We start from the raw sequence: 17444 nt of genomic DNA, 5'->3' as shown, positions 1-17444 counted from the left end.
TCGCGTCGTACGCCTTGAACTCGCCACCGAAACGCTCAGCGCCCACCTTGGTCAGCGCCGCCGTCAGCGTCGTCTTGCCGTGGTCAACGTGACCGATCGTGCCGACGTTCACGTGCGGCTTGGTGCGCTCGAATTTACCCTTAGCCATGATGTGTCTCTCTTAAGTTCTGTGATTCGTTATTCGGGATTTGGGATTGGCGATCGAAAGCGGCCCGATCCCTTACAAATTTTCGCGATGCGGCGCCGACTGAGGTCTTCGGGAGCAGGTGGAATCCGTTGTGCGAATCCCGATTCCCCGCCCCCGAATCCCGCTTATCAGTTGCCCTTCTTGATCACGGTCTCGGCGATGTTGTTCGGCGCCTCGGCGTAGTGATCGAATTCCATCGTGAAGGTGGCGCGACCCTGGGTCAGCGAACGAATGGTCGTCGCGTAACCGAACATCTCGCCCAGCGGCACCATCGCGTTGATGGTCTTGCCCGACGGCGTGTCGTCCTGGCCCTGCAGCAGGCCGCGACGACGGCTCAAGTCGCCCATCACGTCGCCGACGTAATCTTCCGGCGTCACGACTTCGACCTTCATCATCGGCTCCAGCAGGACCGGATCGGCCTTGCGGAAACCTTCCTTGAACGCCATCGACGCGGCGAGCTTGAACGCCATTTCCGAGGAGTCGACGTCATGGTACGAGCCGAACACCAGCTTGACCTTGACGCCCACGACCGGGAAGCCGGCCAGCGGACCGCTGGTGATGGTTTCGCGCAGGCCCTTCTCGATCGCCGGGATGAATTCCTTCGGAATCACGCCGCCAGTGATGTCGTTGACGAACAGGAAATCGTTCTCGACGTCCTCGTTCGCGCGGTCCTTCTCGTTCATCGGCGACAGCTCGATCACGACGTGACCGTACTGACCCTTACCGCCGGACTGCTTGGCGTGCTTGTAGTCCGACTTGACGTCCGACTTGCGGATGGTCTCGCGGTACGCCACCTGCGGCTTGCCGACGTTGGCTTCGACGTTGAACTCGCGCTTCATGCGGTCCACGAGGATGTCCAGGTGCAGCTCGCCCATGCCGGCGATGATGGTCTGGCCCGATTCTTCGTCGGTGCGCACGCGGAACGAGGGATCTTCCTGCGCCAGGCGGCCCAGGGCGATACCCATCTTTTCCTGGTCCGACTTGGTCTTGGGTTCGACCGCCATCGAGATGACGGGCTCCGGGAAGATCATGCGTTCCAGGGTGATGATGTGATCCTGCGCGCACAGCGTGTCGCCGGTGGTCACGTCCTTCAGGCCGACCGCCGCGGCGATATCGCCGGCGCGGACTTCCTTGATTTCATCGCGCTGGTTGGCGTGCATCTGCAGGATGCGGCCCACGCGCTCTTTCTTCGACTTGACCGGGTTGTACACCTGGTCGCCCGAATTGAGCACGCCCGAGTAGACGCGGAAGAAGGTCAGCGAACCCACGAACGGGTCGGTCATGATCTTGAACGCCAGCGCCGAGAACGGCTCGGCGTCGGACGCCTTGCGGGTGTCTTCCTTGTCGTCTTCGTCGATGCCCGCCACCGGCGGACGATCGGACGGCGACGGCAGCAGGTTGATCACGCCGTCGAGCATGGCCTGAACGCCCTTGTTCTTGAACGCCGAGCCGCAGAACACCGGCACGATCTCGACGCGCAGGGTGCGCGCGCGCAGACCGGCGACGATCTCTTCCTCGGACAGTTCGCCCTCGTTGAGGTACTTGTCCATGAACTCTTCCGAGGCTTCCGCCGCGGCTTCGATCATGAACGCGCGGGCTTCGTCGGCTTTCGCTTGCAGGTCGGCCGGGATTTCGCGGTACTCGAACTTGGTGCCCTGCGACGCGACGTCCCAATGGATCGCCTTCATCTTGAGCAGATCGACCACGCCCTCGAAGCCTTCTTCAGCGCCGATCGGCACCTGCATCGGCACAGCGTACGCGCCCAGGCGCGCCTTCAGCTGCTCGACGACCTTGTCGAAGTTGGCGCCGGTGCGGTCCATCTTGTTGACGAACGCCATGCGCGGCACGGAGTACTTGTTGGCCTGACGCCACACGGTCTCCGACTGCGGCTGCACGCCACCGACGGCGCACAGCACGAACACCGCACCGTCGAGGACGCGCAGCGAGCGCTCCACTTCGATGGTGAAGTCCACGTGTCCGGGGGTGTCGATGATGTTGAAGCGGTGTTCGGGCAGCGACTTGTCCATGCCCTTCCAGAACGCGGTGGTCGCGGCGGAAGTGATGGTGATGCCGCGTTCCTGCTCCTGCTCCATCCAGTCCATCGTCGCGGCACCTTCGTGCACTTCGCCGATCTTGTGGCTGACGCCGGTGTAGAACAGGATGCGCTCGGAAGTCGTGGTCTTGCCGGCATCGATGTGAGCCATGATGCCGAAGTTGCGGTAACGCTCGATGGGAGTGGTGCGAGCCACGGGACCCTCTCGTAATAAGTTTTCGAATTCCAGATGGCCGGACGCCGCCTTATCGGCGGCCTCCGGTTCGCAAGGCGGCCTTTACGCCGCCGCGGCAACATCTCATGCGGATGTTGCGAAGGCCCTGTCGCCAGGGCGCTTAGATCACCAGCGGTAGTGGGCGAACGCGCGGTTCGCTTCCGCCATGCGGTGGGTCTCTTCGCGCTTCTTGATCGCCGCGCCGCGGTTTTCCGAAGCATCGAGCAGCTCGGCGGCCAGCTTGCGCGGCATCGAGCTCTCGCCGCGCTTGCGCGCGGATTCGATCAGCCAACGCATCGCCAGCGCCATGCGGCGCGAGGTGCGGACTTCGACCGGCACCTGGTAGGTGGCGCCGCCGACGCGACGCGACTTCACTTCGACCGACGGCGACACATTGGTCAGCGCCTTCTCGACCAGCTCAAGGGCGTTCGGATTCTTTTCACCGATGACGTCCATTGCGCCGTAAACGATCTTCTCGGCGACGGACTTCTTGCCGCTCTGCATGACCATATTGATGAAGCGCGCGATCGTCTCGCTGCCGTGCTTGGGATCGGGCAGAACCGAACGCTGTGGGGTGGAACCTTTACGCGACATGGTGCGTACCTATTTTCTTGATTCTTGACAGACGTGCTGGCGGGTGGCGGCGCCGGGCGCTCGCCGAGGCAGCGACGCGCTTAGGACTTCGGACGCTTGGCGCCGTACTTGGAGCGGCTCTGGCGGCGCTTGGCCACACCGGCGGCGTCGAGCGAGCCGCGCACGGTGTGGTAGCGCACGCCCGGCAGGTCCTTGACGCGACCGCCGCGGATCAGCACGACCGAGTGCTCCTGCAGGTTGTGGCCTTCGCCGCCGATGTACGAAATGACTTCGTAACCGTTGGTCAGGCGCACCTTGGCGACCTTACGCAGAGCCGAGTTCGGCTTCTTCGGGGTCGTGGTGTACACGCGGGTGCAAACGCCGCGACGCTGCGGGCAGTTCGCGAGCGCCGGCGAGGCGCTCTTGTAGGTGGTCGCCTGCCGCGGCTTGCGGACGAGCTGATTGATGGTTGCCATCTAGAACTCTTGTATTGAGGGGCCGGGCGGCCGCTTCGTGAGAAACAAACGGCACGCCGAAGACTTCCGACCTGCCGAGACGAAAAAGTATAGCCCGCGCTGAACGTTTCCGTCAACGCAGGCGACACGAACAGGCAGAACCAGCGCCTGTTTGCGCCGACTCCATACCTATTCGATTGATCCCGCCCTGCCTTGGGCCGAACACTAGGCGCTCCCTGCGCCTAATTTCGTGATCTGGGATTCAGCCCATACGGGTTGATCCGGTCTGCGAAGATAGCACACTTCGCTGGTTTTGCCAGCCCCAATCGGCGCCACCCCGCCCCACGCCGGCCGCGCCGGGGGAGCGGGCAAAAAACAAGGCGGGCATCGCTGCCCGCCTTGTTCTGGAACCGCGTCGGAGCGATCAGCGCTTACGCGTTGTCGTCGCCGGTCACCGCTTCGGCCGCCGCCGGGGCCGGAGCCTCGACCGCAACGACCGGACCGGACAGCGCTTCCATTTCCTGGTCGGTCAGACCCGAAGCGTTCTTGCGGCGCTGGGTGTGGTACGCCAGGCCGGTGCCGGCCGGGATCAGACGGCCGACGATCACGTTTTCCTTCAGGCCGCGCAGGCCATCGCGGGTACCGCGCACGGCGGCCTCGGTCAGCACGCGGGTGGTTTCCTGGAAGGACGCCGCCGAAATGAACGATTCGGTCGCCAGCGAGGCCTTGGTGATGCCCAGCAGGACCGGGTCGTACTTGGCCGGGATCAGGTTACGGGCCAGCAGGCGCGCGTTCTCTTCGACGAAGCGCTGACGCTCGATCTGCTCGCCGTGCAGGAACTTGCTGTCGCCGTGGTCGGTGATTTCGACCTTGCGCAGCATCTGACGGACGATCACTTCGATGTGCTTGTCGTTGATCTTCACGCCCTGCAGGCGGTAGACGTCCTGGATTTCCTTGGTCAGGTACACGGCCAGGGGCTCCACGCCGAGCAGGCGCAGGATGTCCTGCGGGCTCGGCTCGCCGTCCACCACGGTCTCGCCCTTCTCCACGTGCTCGCCTTCGAACACGATGATCTGGCGGTACTTCGGGATCAGCTCTTCGTGCTCTTCACCGTCGGCCTGCTTGATGATCAGGCGCTGCTTGCCCTTGGTGTCCTTGCCGAAGCTGACGATGCCGGAGACTTCCGCGAGGATCGCCGGGTCCTTGGGCTTGCGCGCTTCGAACAAGTCGGCCACGCGCGGCAGACCACCGGTGATGTCGCGGGTCTTCGACGCTTCCTGCGGGATCTTGGCGACCACGTCGCCCACGCCGACCGCGGCGCCGTCCTGCAGGTTGACGATCGAACGCGGCGGCAGCAGGTACTGCGCCGGCAGATCGGTGTTGGGGATCGACAGATCCTTGCCGTTCTTATCGACGATGCGCACGATCGGACGCAGATCCTTGCCCTGCGAACCGCGACGCTTGGGATCGGTGATCTCGCGCGAGGCCAGGCCGGTGAGTTCGTCGGTCTTCTCGATCACGGTCACGCCATCGACGAAGTCGATGAAGCGAATGAAACCGGCGACTTCCGAAACGATCGGGTGGTTATGCGGATCCCAGTTGGCGACGGTCTGGCCGGCCTTGATCTCGGCGCCGTCCTTGATATTGACGGTCGCGCCGTACGGCAGCTTGTAGCGCTCGCGCTCGCGGCCGTGCGGGTCGAGCACCGACAGTTCGCCCGAACGCGAGACCGCGACCAGGTGACCGTTGGCGTGGCCGACGTGCTTGAGGTTGTTGAACTTGATCGAACCGGTGGTCTTGACCGTGACGTTGTCGATCGCCGCAGCTCGCGATGCCGCACCACCGATGTGGAAGGTACGCATGGTCAGCTGGGTGCCGGGCTCGCCGATCGACTGAGCGGCGACGACGCCGACCGCTTCGCCGTGGTTGACCAGGTGGCCGCGGCCGAGGTCGCGACCGTAGCAGTTCGCGCACACGCCGAAGCTGCTGGTGCAGGTGATCGTGGAGCGGACCTTGATCGACTGGACGCTGGCGTCCTCGAGCTTGGCCACCCAGGCTTCGTCGAGCAGGGTGTTGCGGGTGACGATCGGATCTTCGTCGTTGCCCGGCAGGAACACGTCCTCGGCCACCACGCGGCCCAGCACGCGATCGCGCAGCGGTTCGACCACGTCGCCGCCTTCGACGATCGGGGTCATGGTCAGACCCTCGAGCGTTCCGCAATCGTCTTCGGTGATCACCACGTCCTGCGCCACGTCGACCAGACGACGGGTCAGGTAACCCGAGTTCGCCGTCTTCAACGCGGTATCGGCCAGGCCCTTACGCGCGCCGTGGGTCGAGATGAAGTACTGAAGAACGTTCAGGCCTTCGCGGAAGTTCGCGGTGATCGGCGTTTCGATGATCGAGCCGTCCGGACGCGCCATCAGGCCGCGCATACCGGCCAGCTGACGGATCTGCGCCTGCGAACCACGCGCGCCGGAGTCGGCCATGATGTAAATCGAGTTCATCGACTTCTGCGGAACCATCTTGCCTTCCGCATTGGCGACGGTGTCGGTACCGATCGCGTCCATCATCGCCTTGGCCACGCGCTCGTTCGTGCGCGACCAGATATCGACGACCTTGTTGTAGCGCTCGCCGGCGGTGACCAGACCGGACTGGTACTGCTGCTGGATTTCCAGCACTTCGGTCTCGGCCTCGGCCAGGATGCCCTTCTTCTCGCCCGGGATGATCATGTCGTCGATGCCGATGGAGACGCCGGCGCGGGTTGCGTAAGCGAAGCCGGTGTACATCAGGCGGTCGGCGAACACGACGGTGTCCTTCAGGCCGAGCATGCGGTAGCACGAGTTGATCAATCGGCTGATGTTCTTCTTGGTCAGCTCGGTGTTGGCCAGCGCGTACGGCAGGCCGTCGGGCAGGATCTCGCGCAGCAGGGCGCGGCCGACGGTGGTGTCGACGATCGAGGTCTTGGGCTCGCGGGTGCCGTCCTCGTTGATCACGATCTCGCTGATGCGGACCTTGACCTTGGCGTGGATCTGCACGACGCGGTTGTCGTAGGCGCGCTTCACTTCGGCGACGTTGGCGAACACCATGCCCTCGCCCGCCTTGTTCTCCAGGGCGCGGGTCATGTAGTACAGACCCAGCACGACGTCCTGCGACGGCACGATGATCGGCTCGCCGTTGGCCGGCGAGAGGATGTTGTTCGACGCCATCATCAGCGCGCGCGCTTCCAACTGGGCTTCCAGCGAGAGCGGCACGTGGACGGCCATCTGGTCACCGTCGAAGTCGGCGTTGAACGCGGTGCAGACCAGCGGGTGCAGCTGGATGGCCTTGCCTTCGATCAACACCGGCTCGAACGCCTGGATGCCCAGACGGTGCAGGGTCGGCGCGCGGTTCAACAGCACCGGATGCTCGCGGATCACCTCTTCGAGGATGTCCCAGACTTCCGCTTCTTCGCGCTCGACCAGCTTCTTGGCGGCCTTGATCGTGGTCGCCAGACCGCGGCGCTGCAGCTTGGCGAAGATGAAGGGCTTGAACAGTTCCAGCGCCATCTTCTTCGGCAGGCCGCACTCGTGCAGACGCAGGGTCGGGCCGACCACGATGACCGAACGGCCCGAGTAGTCCACGCGCTTGCCGAGCAGGTTCTGACGGAACCGGCCCTGCTTGCCCTTGATCATGTCGGCCAGCGACTTGAGCGGGCGCTTGTTGGTGCCGGTGATGGCGCGGCCGCGGCGGCCGTTGTCCATCAGGGCGTCGACCGATTCCTGCAGCATGCGCTTTTCGTTGCGCACGATGATGTCGGGCGCATTGAGTTCGAGCAGGCGGCGCAGGCGGTTGTTGCGGTTGATGACGCGGCGGTACAGGTCGTTGAGGTCGGAGGTCGCGAAGCGGCCGCCTTCCAACGGAACCAGCGGACGCAGGTCCGGCGGCAGCACCGGCAGCACGGTCATGACCATCCACTCCGGACGGTTGCCGGATTCAAGGAAGGCTTCGACCAGCTTGATGCGCTTGGTCAGGCGCTTGAGCTTGGTTTCGCTGTTGGTCGAGGCGATCTCTTCCTTCAGCTGCAGCATCTCGGCCTGCAGATCGATCGTGCGCAGCAGGTCGTAAACGGCTTCGGCGCCCATGGCGGCTTCGAAGTCGTCGCCGTGCTCCTGGCGCGCGGTCAGGTACTGCTCTTCGGTCAGCAGGTTGCCGCGTTCCATCGGGGTCAGACCCGGCTCGGTCACGACATAGGCTTCGAAGTACAGGATGCGCTCGATGTCGCGCAGGGTCATGTCCAGCATCAGGCCGATGCGCGAGGGCAGCGACTTGAGGAACCAGATGTGGGCGACCGGCGAAGCCAGGTCGATGTGACCCATGCGCTCGCGGCGGACCTTGGCCAGCGTGACTTCGGTGCCGCACTTCTCGCAGACCACGCCACGGTGCTTCATGCGCTTGTACTTGCCGCACAGGCACTCGTAGTCCTTGATCGGTCCGAAGATCGCGGCGCAGAACAGGCCGTCGCGTTCGGGCTTGAAGGTACGGTAGTTGATGGTTTCCGGCTTCTTCACTTCGCCGAACGACCACGAACGGATCAGGTCGGGAGAAGCCAACGCGATCTTGATCGCGTCGAAGTCCAGCGCGGGACGCTGCTGGTTGAAGAGATTGAGCAAGTCTTTCATTTCTTTACTCCAATCGGAGGAATTCGTCGGCAGGAAACTGGGGAGCGAAAGCGGATCGGATCCGGAGCCGGGAACCGCGGGCGGCGCTCGGCGCCGATCCCGCGATCCCCTTCTCTTTCAGCCGTGTCCGGCCATCAGTTCTCTTCCAGCTCCATGTTGATCGCGAGCGAGCGGATTTCCTTCACCAGCACGTTGAAGGACTCCGGCATGCCGGCGACCATCTCGTACTCGCCGTCGACGATGTTCTTGTACATCTGGTTGCGGCCCTGCACGTCGTCGGACTTCACCGTCAGCATTTCCTGCAGGGTGTAGGCCGCGCCGTAAGCTTCCAGCGCCCAGACTTCCATTTCGCCGAAACGCTGGCCGCCGAACTGCGCCTTGCCGCCCAGCGGCTGCTGGGTGACGAGCGAGTACGGACCGGTCGAACGCGCGTGCATCTTGTCGTCGACCAGGTGGTTCAGCTTCAGCATGTGCATGTAGCCGATCGTCACCGGACGCTCGAAGGCTTCGCCGGTACGGCCGTCGTGCAGCACGGCCTGGCCGCTGCTCGGCAGTTCGGCCAGTTCGAGCATGCGCTTGATCTCGACTTCGGCCGCGCCGTCGAACACCGGCGTCGCCATCGGCACGCCGTCGGTCAGGTTGTGCGCGAGCGTCAGCAGTTCCTCATCGGTGAACTGCTTCAGATCCACGCGCTGGCCGTGCAGCTTCTGGTCGTGGTTGTAGATGTCGTCGAGGAACTTGCGCAGTTCGGAGATCTTCTGTTGCGCCTCCAGCATGCGCTGGATCTTCTGACCCAGGCCCTTGGCGGCCCAGCCCAGATGCACTTCCAGGATCTGGCCGATGTTCATACGCGACGGCACGCCCAGCGGGTTCAGCACGATATCGACGGTCTGGCCGTCGGCCGCGTAGGGCATGTCCTCGACCGGAACGATCGTGGACACGACACCCTTGTTGCCGTGACGGCCGGCCATCTTGTCGCCCGGCTGGATGCGGCGCTTGACCGCCAGGAACACCTTGACCGTCTTGAGGATGCCCGGCGCGAGGTCGTCGCCCTGGGTGATCTTGCCGCGCTTGTCGGCGAAGCGACGATCGAATTCCTTCTGATGGACGTCGATCTGCTTCTGCGCGCGCTCGATCGCCTCGATCGCTTCCTCGTCCTTCATGCGCAGGGTGAACCAGTCGGACTTCTTCAGGCCGTCCAGCACCAGGGAGGTGACAGTGTCGCCCTTCTTCAGGCCGGCGCCGCCGTTGGCGGTCTTGCCGATCAGCTGCGTGCGCAGACGATCGTAGATGGCCGCTTCCAGGATGCGGAACTGGTCGTCGAAGTCCTTCTTGACCCGGCGGATTTCCGACTCTTCGATCTGACGGGCGCGCTTGTCCTTCTCGATGCCGTCGCGGGTGAAGACCTGCACGTCGATGACGGTGCCGTCCATGCCCGGGGGCACGCGCAGCGAGCTGTCCTTAACGTCGGAAGCCTTCTCGCCGAAGATCGCGCGCAGCAGCTTCTCTTCCGGAGTCAGCTGCGACTCGCCCTTCGGCGTGACCTTGCCGACCAGGATGTCGCCGGCACGCACTTCCGCGCCGATGTAGACCACGCCCGACTCGTCGAGGCGGTTCAATGCCTGCTCGGAGACGTTCGGGATGTCGGCGGAGATTTCTTCCGGCCCCAGCTTGGTGTCGCGCGCCGAGCAGGTCAGCTCTTCGATGTGGATCGTGGTGTAACGATCCTCTTCGACCACGCGCTCGGAGAGCAGGATCGAGTCTTCGAAGTTGTAGCCGTTCCACGGCATGAACGCGACCAGCATGTTCTGGCCGAGCGCGAGCTCGCCGATGTCGGTCGACGGACCGTCGGCCAGCACGTCGCCGCGGGCGATCACGTCGCCGACCTTGACCAGCGGGCTCTGGTTGATACAGGTGTTCTGGTTCGAACGCGTGTACTTGATCAGGTTGTAGATGTCCACGCCGGCATCGGTCACGCCGGAGATTTCGCTCTCGTTGACCTTGACCACGATGCGGGCCGCGTCGATCTGCTCGATCGTGCCGCCGCGCAGCGCGTTCACCGTCACGCCCGAGTCGCGCGCCACGGCGCGCTCGATGCCGGTGCCGACCAGCGGCTTCTGCGAACGCAGGGTCGGAACGGCCTGGCGCTGCATGTTCGCGCCCATCAGCGCGCGGTTGGCGTCGTCGTGCTCCAGGAACGGAACCAGCGCGGCGGCGACCGACACGGTCTGCATCGGCGAGACGTCCATGAAGTGGATCTCGGACGGCGGCTTGAGCAGGGTTTCGCCCTGGAAGCGGCAGGCGACGAACTGGGCGGTGATCATGCCCTTGTCGTCCTGCGGCGCGTTGGCCTGGGCGATGACGTACTCGTTCTCTTCGATCGCTGACAGGAACTCGACGTCGTCGGTGACCTTGCCGTCCACGACCTTGCGGTACGGCGTCTCGAGGAAGCCGTACTTGTTGGTGCGGGCGAACACGGCCAGCGAGTTGATCAGGCCGATGTTCGGGCCTTCAGGCGTTTCGATGGTGCACACGCGGCCGTAATGGGTCGGGTGCACGTCGCGCACTTCGAAGCCGGCGCGTTCGCGGGTCAGGCCGCCCGGGCCGAGGGCCGACACGCGACGCTTGTGCGTGACTTCCGACAGCGGGTTGTTCTGATCCATGAACTGCGACAGCTGCGAGGAGCCGAAGAACTCCTTGATCGCGGCGGCGACAGGCTTGGCGTTGATGAGTTCCTGCGGCGTGAGGCCTTCGGACTCGGCCATCGACAGGCGCTCCTTGACCGCGCGCTCGACGCGGACCAGGCCGACGCGGAAGGTGTTCTCGGCCATTTCGCCGACCGAACGCACGCGACGGTTACCCAGGTGATCGATGTCGTCCACCACGCCGCGACCGTTGCGGATCTCGGTCAGCACGCGGATGACGTCGAGGATGTCCGAGGTCTGGCCCAGCTCGTTGCGCAGGCGCACCGACTCTTCGTCCTTGCGCTCGGCAAAGTACTTGGCGTCGTACAGCACCGAGGCGCCGAGGGTTTCCTTGCGGCCGATGCGGCGGTTGAACTTCATCCGACCCACGCCCGACAGGTCGTAGCGCTCGAAGGTGAAGAACAGGTTGTGGAACAGGTTCTGCGCGGCGTCCTTGGTCGGCGGCTCGCCGGGACGCATCATGCGGTAGATCTCGACCAGCGCTTCGAGCTGGGTCTTGGACGGATCGATGCGCAGGGTGTTGGAGATGTACGGGCCGCGGTCGAGGTCGTTGACCCAGATCGTGCCGACCACTTCGATACCGGCCTTGCGGAACGCGGCGAGCTGTTCTTCGCTGATTTCGTCGTTGGCCGAAGCCAGCAGTTCGCCGGACTTGGTATCGACCACGTCGTGCGACAGGATGCGGCCGACCAGGTAGGCGTCGGGCACGGCCAGCGCGGCGATGCCGGACTGTTCCATCTGCTTCACGTGGCGCGCGGTGATGCGCTTGCCGGCTTCGACGATGACCTTGTCGCCGTCGGCCAGATCGAAGTCGAGGGTTTCGCCGCGCAGGCGCTCGGAGACCAGTTCCCACTGCACGCCCTCGGGCATGATGTGGAAGGTGTTGATCTCGAAGAACTCGGCCAGCATCTCGGTGTTGTTGTAGCCCAGCGCGCGCAGCAGCACGGTCACCGGCAGCTTGCGGCGACGGTCGATACGGGTGAACAGCGCATCCTTCGGGTCGTACTCGAAGTCGAGCCACGAGCCGCGATACGGAATGATGCGGGCGCTGTACAGCAGCTTGCCCGAACTGTGGGTCTTGCCGCGGTCGTGATCGAAGAACACGCCCGGCGAGCGGTGCAGCTGCGAGACGATGACGCGCTCGGTGCCGTTGACGATGAAGGTGCCGTTGTCGGTCATGAGCGGAATCTCGCCCATGTAGACCTCCTGCTCCTTCACGTACTTGATGGCCTTGGTCGAGGACTCGCGATCGTAGATCACCAGGCGCACGGTCACGCGCAGCGGAGCGCCGTAGGACAGGCCGCGGTTACGGCATTCGCGCTCGTCGAACACCGGGTCGCCGAGCTTGTAGCCCACGTACTCGAGCGCGGCGTTGCCGCTGTAGCTGGAAATCGGGAACACCGACTTGAGGGCCGCGTGCAAGCCGCGATCGGCGCGCTTGGCCGGGTCGGTGTGTTCCTGCAGGAATTCGCGATAGGAATCGACCTGGATCGCGAGCAGGAAGGGAACTTCGAGGATGGATTTGCGCTTACCGAAATCCTTGCGGATGCGCTTCTTTTCGGTGAACGAATATTGCTGCGTCGTGGAAGCTGTGGTCATGGTGAGCTACCGCCTCGATTAGCTGTGGGGCCGGGAAAGCCGCGCTTGGCGCCTTCCGGGCGAACCGCGCGTCCGCGGTTCAGGGACTAATGTCTGAAAACTAAAATTGCCAGTGGGAAGTCGCTGGTATTGCCGGCACCAGCACGCCTTCTCCCGCTACTTCCAACTGCCAACTCGTTGGGGCCGGGAATCGAGAATGGGGAATCGAGAATCGGTAAAAGCGATCAACCCGCTCTTACGATTCCCGATTCACCATTCCCGTTTCCCGTGGAACGGCCAAAGGCCGGGGACTTTCGTCCCCAGCCTTCAGTGGTCGCCAAAGAAACTCGGCGACGCAAGTACTGCTTACTTGACTTCGACAGTCGCACCAGCGGCTTCGAGATCCTTCTTGAACTTCTCGGAGTCGGCCTTGTTGACCGCTTCCTTGACAGTCTGCGGAGCGCCTTCGACCAGGTCCTTGGCTTCCTTCAGACCCAGGCCGGTGATGGCGCGCACGGCCTTGATGACTTCGACCTTCTTGTCGCCGGCAGCCTTCAGGATGACGTTGAACTCGGTCTGCTCTTCGACCGGAGCGGCCTGCTCGGCGGCGACGCCGGCGACGACCGGAGCAGCGGCGGAAACGCCGAACTTCTCTTCGATCGCACGGACCAGCTCCATGACTTCCATCAGGGTCTTTTCGGCGATGGCGTCAACGATTTGTTCGTTGGAAAGGGACATTTGAATAACCTCAGGAAATATTGATCTTTCGAATCGGGTTCAGTGAAGCGGTCGCGAACGCGGACGGGCGATTAAGCCGGTTCCGCTTCCGCCGGAGCTTCGGCAGCGACTTCGCCGCCGCCCTGCTTGTCGGCCACGGCCTTGACGGCGCGGGCGAACATGCTGGCGGGTTCGGACAGGACGCGGGCCAACATGGCCAGGGCCTGCTCGAGGGTCGGCAGAGAGGCGAGGACATCGACGTGGCTGGCCGGATACACCTGACCACCCATCGCGACGACCTTGGCCTTCAGCTTGTCGTTGCCCTTGGCGAATTCCTTGATAAGACGCCCGGCAGCGCCGGGTTCTTCGGTCGAGAACGCATACAGCAGCGGACCGACGAGCTTGTCCTGGACGCACTCGTATTCGGTACCAGCCACGGCGCGCGACGCCAGGGTGTTCTTGACAACACGCAAGTACACACCGGTTTCACGAGCCTTTTTACGCATCGCGGTCATTTGACCGACCGTGATGCCTGCGTACTCGGCGGCAATCAAGGAGTGAGCCTTCGCAGCGACTTCTGCCAGTTCGGCGACTACTTCTTGCTTCTGAGACAGATTAAGAGCCATTGCACTCCTCCAAGGCCGGGATTCGGGATTCGCGAGCCGGGATCGACAGAGCGGCTTTCGCCGGCTTCAACCGATCCCCAATCCCTGAACATCCAATCCCGGCACTATTAACTCCGCTTACGGCTCCTGCCGTTCGCGGTCCTGGGCGGCGACCGTCCGTGGGCGCCGGGGATGCCTGCGGCATCCCGGTGGTGGCCGTTCCTGAAAAATTTCAGTAGGGGCACCATCTACGCCGGCCCGGCTCCGAAGAGTCGAATTAAGCGATCCCGCTAGAACCGACGGCGACTCCTTGCCGTGTCGAGCTTCCCTGCCCGTCGTCGGTACGCGCTGACCGCGCCTGCGGTCTTTGACGGCTATCGCTTCGGGCCTGGGCCCGGGGCGATGCCCTCAAAAAGCTAGGAACGAGTTGGGAGAAGTGGGAAACGAGTACGAGCGGATTTGGCTTTCCGCTCACTCCTCACTTCTCTTCGCTCATTCCTGTTTGATTATTTAAGCGTCAGCGAGGTCTGATCGACGATCACGCCCGGACCCATGGTCGAGCTGATCGAGATCTTCTGCAGGTACTGACCCTTGGCGGTGGACGGCTTGGCCTTGATCAGGTCGAGCAGCAGCGCCTGCAGGTTGTCCTTCAGCGAGCCGTCCTCGAAGGAGACCTTGCCGATGGTGCAGTGGATGATGCCGGCCTTGTCGGTGCGGTAACGCACCTGGCCGCCCTTGGCGTTCTTGACCGCTTCGGCCGGGTTGGCCGAGACGGTGCCGACCTTCGGGTTCGGCATCAGGCCGCGCGGGCCCAGCACCTGACCGAGCTTACCGACCACGCGCATGGCGTCCGGGGTAGCGATGACGACGTCGTAGTTCAGATCGCCGGCCTGCATCTTCTCGGCCAGATCGTCCATGCCCACGGCTTCGGCGCCCGCGGCCAGGGCCTCGTCGGCCTTGGCGCCGGCGGGGGCGAACACCGCCACGCGCACCGACTTGCCGGTACCGGCCGGCAGCACGGTCGAGCCGCGCACCTGCTGGTCGGACTTCTTCGCGTCCACGCCCAGACGGACGGACACGTCGACGGACTCGACGAACTTGGCCTTGGTGGCGGTCTTGACGATCTTGACGGCTTCGTCGAAGGAGTAAGCCTTACCCGGAACAACGGCGGCCTTGATTGCTTTTTCGCGCTTCGTGATTGCCATGATCAGCCCTCCACCACCAGACCCATGCTGCGGGCGGAGCCCGCAATCGTCTTCACCGCCGCGTCCAGATCGGCCGCGGTCAGATCGGCTTCTTTCGCCTTGGCGATGTCTTCGAGCTGCTTACGGGTGACCTTGCCCACCTTGTCGGTGTTCGGGCGCTTGGAGCCGGAGGTGATGCCCGCGGCCTTCTTCAGCAGCACCGAAGCCGGGGTCGACTTGGTGACGAAGGTGAAGGTACGGTCCGAATAGGCCGTGATGATGACCGGCGTCGGCAGACCCGGCTCGAGCTTGGAGGTCGCGGCGTTGAACGCTTTGCAGAACTCCATGATGTTCAGACCGCGCTGACCCAGCGCAGGACCGACCGGCGGCGAGGGGTTGGCCTGACCGGCCTTGACCTGCAGCTTGATGTAGCCGACTACTTTCTTTGCCATTTTGGTTTCTCTCCGGGTGCTAGCGCCTTGACCGCAGGCTCCCCATCGGACCGGAAATCGCGCGTTCCGGTATCGCGTATTGAATTTAACGCTTCTAAATCAAGCATTTGACTTACGCAGACAGCCGCCCGGGACGAATGCACAGGGGCGGCCGAACAGGCAAGGCCCGCCACACAAAGGCAGCGAGCCGCACACTATATCAGGTTTTTCGGACTTTGCAGCCCGCAGATCGGAGCGGGACCGGACGCGCCGGCGCCGCCAGACTCAGGTGGCCTTTTCGACCTGACCGAATTCCAGCTCGACCGGGGTCGAACGGCCGAAGATCAGCACCGCGACGCGCAGGCGGCTCTTCTCGTAGTTGATTTCTTCGACCACGCCGTTGAAGTCCACGAACGGGCCATCGACCACGCGGACCATCTCGCCCGGCTCGAACAGCACCTTCGGACGCGGCTTCTCGACGCCTTCCTGAACGCGCTGCAGGATGCGGTCGGCCTCGCTGTCCTGGATCGGCAGCGGGCGATCGGCGGTGCCGCCGATGAAACCCATGACCTTCGGGGTTTCCTTGATCAGGTGCCAGCTCTCGCTGTCGATGCGCGGAATGCCGGCTTCGTCATGCGTGGAGATCTGGACCAGGACGTAACCCGGGAAAAACTTGCGCTCGGAACGGCGCTTCTGGCCGGAACGCATTTCCACGACTTCTTCGGTCGGGACCAGGACGTCGCCGAAGCGGTCCTGCATTTCGAAACGGACGATGCGGTCGCGCAGCGCCTGGGCCACGGACTTCTCGAAACCGGAGTAGGCGTGGACTACGTACCAACGCTTGTTGTCTTGCGTATTCAAGTCGGTCGTCTCCTCAGCGCGACAGCAGGAATTTGACCGCGGCCTGGATCACCCAGTCGAAGCTGGACAGGATCAGGCTCAGGATGGCCACCGCGATCATGACCACCCACGTGGTCTTTAGCGCTTCTTCACGGGTCGGCCAGACCACCTTGCGCAGTTCGAAGCGCGATTCGGACAGGAACTCGCGGGTCTGGATGCCCTTGCTGGTCAGCATGAACACCGCCGCGCCGGCGAGCAGACCGGCCACGACCACGCCTGAACGCAGCGGGCCGCTCCAGTTCTCGAACCAGAGGTAGGCGAACACACCGCCGGCCGCCAGCAGCAGAGCCAGGGCGTATTTGACGATGTCACCGGCGCCGCCGGATTTGTGTTGTTCGGCCTTGCTGTTCATTCTCGGGGCGATTCCCTCGCGAAAGCCCGCCCATCCCTGCGCGGCCCTTTCAATGCATTCCAGTCGCCGGGTCGTCCGAACCGGCTCGGTGTCGAGTGGCACGCCAGGAGGGACTCGAACCCCCAACCTGCGGTTTTGGAGACCGCTGCTCTGCCAATTGAGCTACTGGCGTACGTCTTGAAATCTTCTGACCCGGATCAACGCCATTCTCAGGCGGATCGCCGGTCGATCATTGTGTTCGAAAACACGGAGCTTTGAAACAACGAAGGCGGACCGGGTTGCCGGCCCGCCGTTCGCTTGGGCTTGCATTCATCGCCGGTGGGTTGGGATGAACATTCTTGCTTTTGCCTGAGACTTCGGACTTCGTCCTCGTCTCTGGATCCCCGCCTTCGCGAGGATGACGATTTGACGAAGCCGGGCGCGCGAGCGCGCCCGGGTCAAATCGTCACTTGATGATCTTCGCCACCACGCCGGCGCCGACGGTACGGCCGCCTTCGCGAATCGCGAAACGCAGGCCTTCGTCCATCGCCACCGGGTTGATCAGCGACACCACCATCTTCACGTTGTCGCCCGGCATCACCATCTCGACGCCTTCCGGCAGCTCGCAAGCGCCGGTGATGTCGGTGGTGCGGAAGTAGAACTGCGGACGGTAGCCCTTGAAGAACGGGGTGTGACGGCCGCCTTCGTCCTTCGACAGCACATACACTTCGGCTTCGAAGTCGGTGTGCGGCTTGATCGAACCCGGCTTGCACAGCACCTGGCCGCGCTCCACGTCGTCACGCTTGGTGCCGCGCAGCAGCAGACCGGCGTTGTCGCCCGCCTGGCCCTGGTC

At 63.7% G+C, this 17444-nt stretch carries 12 protein-coding genes, 1 tRNA gene and 1 pseudogene; all 14 read right to left on the bottom strand.

Features of this window, described 5'->3' with window-relative positions; genetic code table 11:
- Nucleotides 1-148 (bottom strand): GTP-binding protein (locus AB4Y92_RS24930; RefSeq protein WP_240732659.1); only part of this gene is annotated, 148 nt, incomplete at its 3' end.
- A 167-nt stretch (nucleotides 149-315) separates the two neighbouring features.
- Nucleotides 316-2436: an elongation factor G gene (gene fusA, locus AB4Y92_RS24925; protein WP_441822060.1), complete on the bottom strand. Its 2121-nt coding sequence runs from the start codon at nucleotides 2434-2436 to the stop codon at nucleotides 316-318.
- A gap of 144 nt (nucleotides 2437-2580) precedes the next feature.
- The gene (rpsG, locus tag AB4Y92_RS24920) at nucleotides 2581-3048 is read right to left on the bottom strand and encodes a 30S ribosomal protein S7 (protein WP_057943881.1); all 468 of its coding nucleotides are present in this window, start codon (nucleotides 3046-3048) and stop codon (nucleotides 2581-2583) included.
- Nucleotides 3049-3128: 80 nt separating this feature from the next.
- Nucleotides 3129-3503: a 30S ribosomal protein S12 gene (gene rpsL, locus AB4Y92_RS24915; protein ID WP_036115437.1), complete on the bottom strand. Its 375-nt coding sequence runs from the start codon at nucleotides 3501-3503 to the stop codon at nucleotides 3129-3131.
- A 410-nt stretch (nucleotides 3504-3913) separates the two neighbouring features.
- A complete protein-coding gene (gene rpoC / locus AB4Y92_RS24910) occupies nucleotides 3914-8140 on the bottom strand; it encodes a DNA-directed RNA polymerase subunit beta' (protein ID WP_057943882.1) in 4227 nt (1408 codons plus the stop codon).
- Nucleotides 8141-8274: 134 nt separating this feature from the next.
- Nucleotides 8275-12444, bottom strand: a complete 4170-nt coding sequence (gene rpoB / locus AB4Y92_RS24905; RefSeq protein ID WP_441822059.1) for a DNA-directed RNA polymerase subunit beta — start codon at nucleotides 12442-12444, stop codon at nucleotides 8275-8277.
- 345 nt (nucleotides 12445-12789) lie between these two features.
- Nucleotides 12790-13161, bottom strand: a complete 372-nt coding sequence (rplL, locus tag AB4Y92_RS24900; RefSeq protein ID WP_441822058.1) for a 50S ribosomal protein L7/L12 — start codon at nucleotides 13159-13161, stop codon at nucleotides 12790-12792.
- A 71-nt stretch (nucleotides 13162-13232) separates the two neighbouring features.
- Nucleotides 13233-13766 (bottom strand): 50S ribosomal protein L10, encoded by a 534-nt coding sequence (rplJ, locus tag AB4Y92_RS24895; protein ID WP_057943885.1) that lies wholly within the window; start codon nucleotides 13764-13766, stop codon nucleotides 13233-13235.
- A gap of 485 nt (nucleotides 13767-14251) precedes the next feature.
- Nucleotides 14252-14950, bottom strand: coding sequence for a 50S ribosomal protein L1 (rplA, locus tag AB4Y92_RS24890; RefSeq protein WP_057943886.1), 699 nt, complete (start codon nucleotides 14948-14950; stop codon nucleotides 14252-14254).
- Nucleotides 14951-14952: 2 nt separating this feature from the next.
- A complete protein-coding gene (gene rplK, locus AB4Y92_RS24885; protein WP_036115418.1) occupies nucleotides 14953-15381 on the bottom strand; it encodes a 50S ribosomal protein L11 in 429 nt (142 codons plus the stop codon).
- Between the two features lie 264 nt (nucleotides 15382-15645).
- The gene (gene nusG / locus AB4Y92_RS24880) at nucleotides 15646-16221 is read right to left on the bottom strand and encodes a transcription termination/antitermination protein NusG (protein WP_057943887.1); all 576 of its coding nucleotides are present in this window, start codon (nucleotides 16219-16221) and stop codon (nucleotides 15646-15648) included.
- Nucleotides 16222-16234: 13 nt separating this feature from the next.
- Nucleotides 16235-16612, bottom strand: a complete 378-nt coding sequence (gene secE, locus AB4Y92_RS24875; protein WP_441822057.1) for a preprotein translocase subunit SecE — start codon at nucleotides 16610-16612, stop codon at nucleotides 16235-16237.
- 96 nt (nucleotides 16613-16708) lie between these two features.
- Nucleotides 16709-16784: transfer RNA gene (locus AB4Y92_RS24870), tRNA-Trp, on the bottom strand.
- A gap of 273 nt (nucleotides 16785-17057) precedes the next feature.
- Nucleotides 17058-17444: pseudogene (locus tag AB4Y92_RS24865) on the bottom strand (hypothetical protein); the annotation flags it as partial.

Origin of the sequence: Lysobacter sp. TAB13 (assembly GCF_052113885.1) — a bacterium.
Classification (GTDB): Bacteria; Pseudomonadota; Gammaproteobacteria; order Xanthomonadales; family Xanthomonadaceae; genus Lysobacter; species Lysobacter gummosus.
The sequence above is the reverse complement of the archived record's forward strand: the minus strand, read 5'-3'. Positions and strand labels throughout refer to the sequence as shown.